An 8,652-nucleotide genomic window follows, 5' to 3' on the forward strand; every position below is an offset into this window, starting at 1 on the left:
CCGGATGTTGTACAGATAATCGATGCTCTGAAGCGGAGAGGAAGCCACCGTACCGCCCACTTTTTTGTTCGTAAGCTGCGAAAGGTCGTTATAAGTATTCTGGGCTAAAATTTCTTCCGTGTTGTTATCCACCTTATGTTTATGCACCAGAAGACGGTTCTGGCTGTCGTAGGCAAAGGTTTCGGTAATCACTTTTCCGTATCCGCACTGAGCCTTTTATGATAGGTTTTGGAAAGCTTAGTTACCCCCGCAAAATCCAGCTCGGTTTCCGTGTTGGTGTAACCGCCTAAATAGAAGTTAGTTTTTAGCAGTAATCTATATTTCAATTAAATAACACAAAACCCACCGCAATTGCAGTAGGTCTCATGTTATCAACCGGCACGAGCGAGACGCTCGCGCCAGCAGGGGGAACGACAGACAACACGTCTTCGCTCTCCTTGATGCTTTCCTAAAACAAACTAAATTGCAAAGCATTATGTAAAACAAAAACCCACCGCAATTGCGGTGGATTTTGTTTTATTTCTTTTGATAAAATTTTCTCACTGTAGGACCAGAAGATACTGCTGTTGTGTCTACCTTAATATTTAATCCTGCTATATTCTTTTTTAAAGATATAGAGTTTTGATAAATTTTGGGCTTTCCATAAAAAGATAAAATAATCTCATTGTTAGAAAAACTTACATTTTTTATATTGGTAGAATTCACAATAGTATCATTTTTATTGTTTAATGGGTCATAAAGTAATACATAATCGGCTGTTACATCTCCAATTAATGAGTAATAGAACCACTCAATTGTTTTACCATTCGCAGATATTTCTTTTAAATAAAGACGGTTCTTTTTATCTATCTCTTTGTCTTTGCATCCAATAAAGAATATAAGACTGAAAAATAAAATTAAATACTTTTTCATTTTTTATAAAATTGTCTGTAGTAACCAAAGTAAATGTAGCTTCCTGAATAGGAATGCTCCCCAAAATATGGATAATGTGCGTTATACCCATTACCCCCATTTTGAGACTGATTATATTGCCCTGCCTTATTCATAATAACACCATACCAATAATCCTTTCCGACAATCGGAGGTTTTGAAAGAAGCATATTTGCTCCAAATCCCATATTTCCCATTGCTCTAAGTGTTGTGATTATGGGCTTACCTCTAGAATTTTTCCCATTTCCAATTGCAGTATAAGGATGCAGTCCCATACTTACTTTTACATCTAAAATTGACCCATTTGCAGATAATTCTCTAAGAACCTGAAGCCAACCGTATGGAGTTCCTGGCATATCTCCATTTATGGTATTCATATAGTATTGCTTAATCCATTGTAAGAGACCTGCGGCATCTAAATCCTCCAATTCTGCGCTTCTTCCTTTTTTATCTTTTGCCGTCCCTGAAACTGTAAGATTATTTAAATTAAATGTAACTCCTGTCTCATTTTTATCAAAATATAAAGACCCGTCTTTATTATTTGCAGACATAAAATCAACTGGAGTCATTGTTTGTCCTATTACCTCGCCTGTTCTTTTTTTATCCTTTTCGTTATTAACAACATAGATATTTGTATCTCCGTCGTCATATGCTCCGACAACCTTATAAGAACCGTCTTTCTGCCTAACTACATCCGTACTTGCAAATGCTTCTCCAACCATACCTGTTGGGTCATTGTAGAAAATAGGATTATTGTTTGCGTAATTATATGGTTGAAAAGTAGCATCGCTTAAAGGGTCGTGTGTTCCAAACTTCCCAATATCCGACATATAGAACCTTGCTCCGTAATCATACATACCCGTCTCCTGTAGCTCCTTCCCGTTGTACTTATAATTCTTATATGAACTTACCCCAAAGAAAGAAGCTCCACTCTTCAGATGGTTCATTCCAAAAGGATAATAGTCATTTACATCTACAAGTTCTAAATTTCCTGAAGTGTTTCTTGCGAAACTAATCCTTGAATTTCCCAAGTGATCTTTATACTGGTAAATATACTGATCTTTTTTATAATCATAAAAACCTTCCGCCGTCGGGAAAAACTGAAGATCCTTATTTTTAAGCGTTAAGGTGTTTAAGCTAAAAGACGAATCGTTATCAATTGAATAAGCCTGTCTCTCAAGTGCCCTTCCCGTTTCAGAATTAGCCGCCATCATGGATTCAGATCCTCCTCCTGATGGTGGTGGGGTTGTAGTTATTATAGCTAGATACTGAAACCCGTCCAGATAATCGGTGATTCTTCGGGATGTTGTGTACCCATTAATTCCAAAAGTCGTTGTCGTATTTTCTTTCTGAAGCTTTTCTCCGCCTGCGCCATATCTCGTATTGACGATTACCGATTCATTACCGCTTTTACTGTAATTTACCTTATTGGGTAAATTCATGTAATTATAATCAATCTTATTGATCCCTTTATCCGGCATCTCGGTCATGTTGCCATTGTCATCATACTTTATTTCCAACCCTCCGCCTTCATAACCGGTAGGATTAAAAGAATTGTCATTTAATGTAATCAATTTGTTGCTCTTATTCTGAGCATCATAAATGTATTCGAGATCGTCGATCTTTGTCGGCGTAGTACTCCCGTATTCTAAAACAGAGGTCCTGAAGAGCTTGGTTATGTTTCCGTTCAGGTCATATTCTAAAGATTCCGTGTTTTCTCCTATGCTCGCATTATTCGGGGTCTGATAAAACCCTGCCGTCAGCCTATTGAGCCTGTCATACACATAGCCGTAGCGTTTCGGCGTTATAGAAGGATTGTTTCCAATGTTCTCCACACTTCGCCAGTCCACTTCGGCAATATTCCCGTTGTATTTTGCCATTACCTCCTTGCCCGGGAACTGCGCAGCATTTGGACTGGTAATTCCTTCCTTTTCATTGTATTTGATCTTATAGGAAAAAAGCTTTCCGCCGAGGTCAGGAACCGCCATCTGGTCCCGGTTGATCCCGGTCAACCAGCCACGGATGTTGTAAGCATAATCGATGCTTTGAAGATTATTTCCTACTTTTTTATTCGTAAGTTGGGAAAGTTCATTATAGGTATTTTCAGCCAGAAGCACTTCGGTATTGTCATCTACTTTATGATAATGCTGCAGCAACCTGTTCTGGCCATCATAAACGAACCTCTCCTGAAGCGTTACCCCGATCTCGCCCTGCTTTCTTAAATGATAGGTGTTGGTCCTTTTAGGTATACCCGCGAAATCAAGCTCGGTTTCGGTCCTGGTATATCCGCCAAGATGGTTAATGGAGTGAGTACCGATAGTCCTTCCTTTTTTATCGTACCAGATATAGTTTTTGGTCCAGTTGTCATCTTCAATATTTTTAACATACGAGGCCACCGGTAAGCTTTTGGTGCTGACGGGAGAATTCTGAGTATCCTGCGGTAAAACGTCCTGCCCTAAAACCTGAGCAGGGATTGCAGGGGTTCCCGGAGGATAGGTGTCATAGTAATTCACAGACAATATGCTTTCTATATTTTGAGGGTATGCCGTATTGGCATAATAGATCTGTAATCCACTCTGAGTATAGGTTCCGAAGGTCTCCGTATTTACACCATAAGTATTTGTAATCCATGTCTGTACTGCGTTACGATCTCCGTTATCAATCGAAATACCCGTATATAAAACTCGCCCAAACCTATCATACTTTGTAAAAAGCCATTTGTTTAAAAGTTTCAGATTGGCATCCTGTGTTGCCACCAATCGGTCCGCCTTGTCATATACCATATACTCCCAGCCTTTTCCGGGAAGTTTTTTTGCTACAAGTCTATTTTTTTTATCATATTTATACTGATAACAAAGGTTATTTAAGACAGAATCTGGAAATATGCCTGCTGCTAAGTTTTTAACGGTATCTGAAGCTAACGGAGGTATAATATACGTTAGATTACCATAAACATCATAAATATAATAAGTATCTGCTATAATACTGTTGATATATTTTCTTTGTAAAATATTTCTCCCGTTTTTATCAGTAAATTCTTCGGTGGTATTATTAGTTCCACTGGAAATTGTCCACTCTTCATCCTTAACAATCTTTTTTATTAACATTCCATTATCATAAACTGATGTAATCCATAATGTCGGCTCATATAGATCGTTAACAGACAGTAAAGAGATATCATATTTTTTAATATTATCACTGGTATTATTTATTTGATAGTCATATTTTATTTCATGACCACTACTTTTTTTCCAAGAGGTGCCTGGCGCAGCTTGCATAGAAATTCTATCTAAAGGTGATATTTCAAAAACTTTCTCTGAGTATGCTGGTTCGCCATTGTAATAAGAAAACGCAAGGCTATTAACAGTATTCTCATTTACAAATAAGCCATTATTCTGTGTGGTAGGAACAGGCAAGAAATCCTTTACCTTTCTTCCATAATCATCATATTCAAAAGGAATTATTAAATCCTTACCAAACGGAGTTGCTGCTTTAGCTACATTTTGTAACTCCCTACCTAACCCATCATAATATGATATAGAAATTTTTTTATCACCTGAATTTCCCTGATCAGATAGATAATTGATTTCAGTTACTTTATTTTGAGATGTCCAATTAGATAAGTATTCAGCAATATCTCCAGTAACGGGAATAGCAGAAGTTAAGTCTACACTTATAGTTCCACCAAAAGTAGTTATACTGATAGAATTTTCATGATATATTGCAACTTTATTATCTATAATGAAAAATCTATAACCTTTGTTTGAAAAAAAGTTTCCGGATGGAACAGGTATTTCCACATTAGGAAGAATACCTGGATAATCCGTACCAGCTATTTTACCCTGTTTTAAATACGTTTCAACAAATCCGCCGCTAAAGGTAAGACTTAATATATTATTATTTATATTTAGTGTTACACCACCACCTCCGCTAGTAATATTTTGTGCAAATACATCCCAATTATAATATTTAGAATGGTTAGAATACTGACCTTTTAACATTGAGACGGAAAATAAAAAAATAATGCTCAAAAAATAGTTTATAAATTTAGAAATCAACTTCATGTCATTATTGGTTTTTAATTTCATAGCTATAACTTTTTATTAGTTTTCCATTTTGATCTTTAATATTAATTAACCTACCTATATTATCGTAATTGTAATATTCTACGATTCCTGAAGAATTCATCGTACTGCTTATACCATAATTTGGTTTGAAAGTATATAATAAACAAATGTGGTTTGGTAATTGATTAATAATATTAGATTGCTGCTGTTTAATTTGCGTGTAGTCAGGATTAGTAGCAGTTAATAATAATCTTAAAGAGTTTAAACTATTTAATAGAGCATATTCGTTAGAAATTTCTGGACCCTCTACTTTTAGAATAGGATATCTGTTATTATAACCATAATAATAATAGACAAAATTCCCATCGGCTTTGTGAGCTTTTAAAATATGTCCTTCAATATCATACTTATCAATTATCAGTTTTTCATCCGGTATATTGTTACCCTTTGACTCTGAGATTTTTTGTGGAAATATTTGAGGGATGGTAGGATTTCCATAAGTGTCAAGAGTAGGCATTACAGCATAATCTATCTTTGTTTTTTTTAAGATCTCCTGATTTGAACTTTTAGTTGTTTCTATAATAGGAAATTCTCTTTTATTTGTTAATGATGTATAAGGTTGGAAGCCGTTTTTATCAAAAGAATATATATAATTTTCTGATATAATTTTTCCGTTACTATCAACAAAATTTTTACTCTTTAGAATATTATCTCCAAAATTTCCATAATCAATATAATTGCTATTTTCAATAGTTTCAAATACTTGATTATTACTATAAGTACGTGTTTTTTTTGTCACCAAGTTAAAATCTGAATAATAAATTTCATAACCGGTTCCCTTAAGTCCAGGATTTCCATCTGGCATTCCATCTGGAATGCCCGGCATTCCTGTCAAATGACAGGTTCCAAATATATCATATGAAAGAGCCTTAACCTTCTTAATTCCTGTCACATCATAGATAAATTCTTCTTCTTGTTTAAGAATATTATTTACATCATATACAGATTTTTTCTTTAATTGCCCCCTTTTGAAACTAAAATCAGTTTTTGGATCAAAAATACTAAATGACAATTGAATTGTATTTAGACGAGAATCTTTATAGTCTATATAAGATGTGTAATTATTTTTTATATAGCCTATGGAATTTCCATTACTACCGGATCTTTTTTCAATAACAACTGGATATTCTATATGTGTTCCTGAAAAATTAGATAAAGGAACAATACTATTCATACTAAAGCTACTTTCATAAAAATTTGATCCACAGTCTGTTTTTCCCGGAAAATCGATAATTCTGTATACATTTTTTAATAATAATATTCCATTTGATATATTATTTGAAAGATCATCTTGATAAAAATATTCTTTTATAATTTTATTGTTAGGATCACTATAGTCGATAGACTTTTTTATTCTTACACCCCCTATAATTCCTGATTCGTTTATAAGAGATGTCTTATCATCAGAAACATATGAATTATAACTATGCGGTTCATATTCGAAAGTAGTGTATCCTCCTAGTGGATATGTTATTTTATGTAAAGTACCATAAGATGAATAATTTGCATTTGTTTGCCTATTTGAATAATGATTCACTGCATCAACTACATTTACATTATAATTGTTGCCATTATAATAACCCATATGGTCAAAAGCCTGAGAGCAAAAAGTAGGTAAAGAATCAAAATTATTATAATCAAACGAATATTTAAATTGATTATCAATAGTAATCTTCTGTAGTTTTAACCTTTTATTAGAATCATCATTGAAATTAAAGTTTATTGTTTTAAGTAATGCATTATTTTCATCTTTAATAGTTAGAGTATTCAATTTTCTCCATTTCCATTCTGTAATTATTTTACCTAAACTTTCTAAATAACTTCCTGTCTGATAAATTGGATTTTCTGTCATCGGATCACCATTATTCATAGGTGTATGAATTGAATACCAGAAATAATAATTAAACATGTACCATGCTTGATAAGCCTGTCCTATAGAAATGAGATTATTATAGTATTCGCTTTGTCTATAATTTGTTTTATATATAATCGGGTCGTCTGCTTTATATTTAAGAGAATTATGATTGACAGAAGAAAGATTTACAGTAATACCTTTGTTAGATGTTATTTTAGTAAGATAGCAGGGTTTAACAAGGTTGCCTGCTACAATAGCTTCAAATTGACTAGAAATTGTTTGCGCACATGCTCCGTACATTCCACATGCATCTCTTCGTAAAAATTTTCCTCCAGCGTATACATACAACTGCCCCTGATCATCTCCTCTTTCGTATTGAAAAGAATAAATTTTAGTTCCAAACTTATTATATACTTCTGATAAATACCAAGCACTAGAGTACAATGCTAGTTCCGACTGATGGTCATACGAATTAATTGTATATTCAATGTCATTTTGAGATTTACCAAAAATATAATAATTCCCTTCGTCATCAGATATTTTTATTGTACCTATTGATGGACATCTTTTCCACATGTTTGCGGTTTGGCCACCAAAATTGTTAATATTAAAGGGTAGAAAATAATCACTTTCGTTAATTTCAACCTTTAAATTATATTTTGATGAAACTTTCCATCCACCATCTTCTCCTAAGAAAAATTTACCTGTTTTACCCATAAAGTTGAATGTAAAAATATCAGGCTCATAATCTTTAGGGTTTCCCCAAGAGTTGTTATAATTATGTACTAAATTTGAAATACTGCCGGCGTTATTTAAATCATTAGATTGCAGATCATTCCTATAATACATATATCCCCAATTGGAATCAGGATTTCCCGAGAAAGCTGAACATGTTTTTCCTTCATCAAATCCTTTTCCTCTCTGGCTTCTAGTAATTATACCTCCTGCATTTAATGTCCAGTTCTGCCCTACCCAACCCGGAACATCATTAACTCTTACTCCACCCGTATCATAATTCATTGTAATATGCAGCGGGATATTTCCTTCATTTAAAGAATATAAAGGTATGTTTATATTAGCTCTTCCAGTGTTTAGATCCATAGGAATATCACCATATTTCCCTAGAGAAGATGCATTTGGAGACTGTATGTTTTTAGGTAGCTCTAAAGACTGAGCTTCTACAATTAAAATACATAAAAAAAATAAAGGGAATGCCATTATGTATTTTATGTAATCTTGGTAAGTTTTTATCATCTTTTTATTTTTTAATCAGTTTCGCACTTGCCGTTTTCCCGTTATCCGTCTTCACCGACACCAGGTAAGCCCCCTGAATCAGCGGCTGCGTGTTAATCTTCGTTATTTTGTTTTTTGTTTTAATGCTCTGCAGCTGCCTTCCGCCCATGTCATACACCGTAATCTCCGCGGAAAAGCCGGTCCCTGAGGCTCTCGAAGGGCTCTTATCCATATTAATTTCCACATACGCATAATCACTCACCGGATTCGGGTAGATCTTAATATCCTGCTTCTCGACTAATTGATCAATCTGCTTATCGCCCAGCTTGATGATCTTCCAGTTTTCTTTGCCCAGTTCCTCGGCACTGGTTCCGGCCAGGATGATCGAGCCGTCGCGGTTCAGCTTAATGTCCGAAAGCCGTTCTTCCCTCTTACTCGATTCTCCCTTGACGTGCTTTCGCCACTGCTCGTTGCCGTTCTGGTCCAGGTACAGCATCCAGAACTTTT

The 8,652-nt window shown here is 34.6% G+C and carries 5 protein-coding genes; all 5 read right to left on the reverse strand.

Going from position 1 to position 8,652, the window contains the following annotated elements; genetic code table 11:
- Window positions 1-192 (reverse strand): hypothetical protein (locus tag CHA01nite_RS19970; protein WP_146944701.1); only part of this gene is annotated, 192 nt, incomplete at its 3' end.
- A 324-nt stretch (window positions 193-516) separates the two neighbouring features.
- Window positions 517-912 (reverse strand): hypothetical protein, encoded by a 396-nt coding sequence (locus tag CHA01nite_RS19975; protein ID WP_146944703.1) that lies wholly within the window; start codon window positions 910-912, stop codon window positions 517-519.
- Window positions 909-5,018 (reverse strand): DUF6443 domain-containing protein, encoded by a 4,110-nt coding sequence (locus tag CHA01nite_RS19980; protein ID WP_228458475.1) that lies wholly within the window; start codon window positions 5,016-5,018, stop codon window positions 909-911. The genes CHA01nite_RS19975 and CHA01nite_RS19980 overlap by 4 nt, the downstream gene beginning before the upstream one ends.
- The gene (locus CHA01nite_RS19985; protein WP_146944705.1) at window positions 4,999-8,166 is read right to left on the reverse strand and encodes a hypothetical protein; all 3,168 of its coding nucleotides are present in this window, start codon (window positions 8,164-8,166) and stop codon (window positions 4,999-5,001) included. Before CHA01nite_RS19985 ends, CHA01nite_RS19980 begins: the two co-directional genes overlap by 20 nt.
- 4 nt (window positions 8,167-8,170) lie before the next feature.
- The coding region (locus CHA01nite_RS19990; RefSeq protein WP_146944707.1) for a T9SS type A sorting domain-containing protein at window positions 8,171-8,652 on the reverse strand (482 nt) is incomplete at its 5' end.

The sequence above is a fragment of the Chryseobacterium hagamense genome (genome assembly GCF_007991455.1).
Lineage (GTDB): Bacteria > Bacteroidota > Bacteroidia > Flavobacteriales > Weeksellaceae > Chryseobacterium > Chryseobacterium hagamense.

Bases quoted from the DNA above. Each gene is read 5' to 3' on its own strand.
- CHA01nite_RS19975 (WP_146944703.1), bottom strand. From the start codon at position 912: ATGAAAAAGTATTTAATTTTATTTTTCAGTCTTATATTCTTTATTGGA.
- CHA01nite_RS19980 (WP_228458475.1), bottom strand. From the start codon at position 5,018: ATGAAATTAAAAACCAATAATGACATGAAGTTGATTTCTAAATTTATA.
- CHA01nite_RS19985 (WP_146944705.1), bottom strand. From the start codon at position 8,166: ATGATAAAAACTTACCAAGATTACATAAAATACATAATGGCATTCCCT.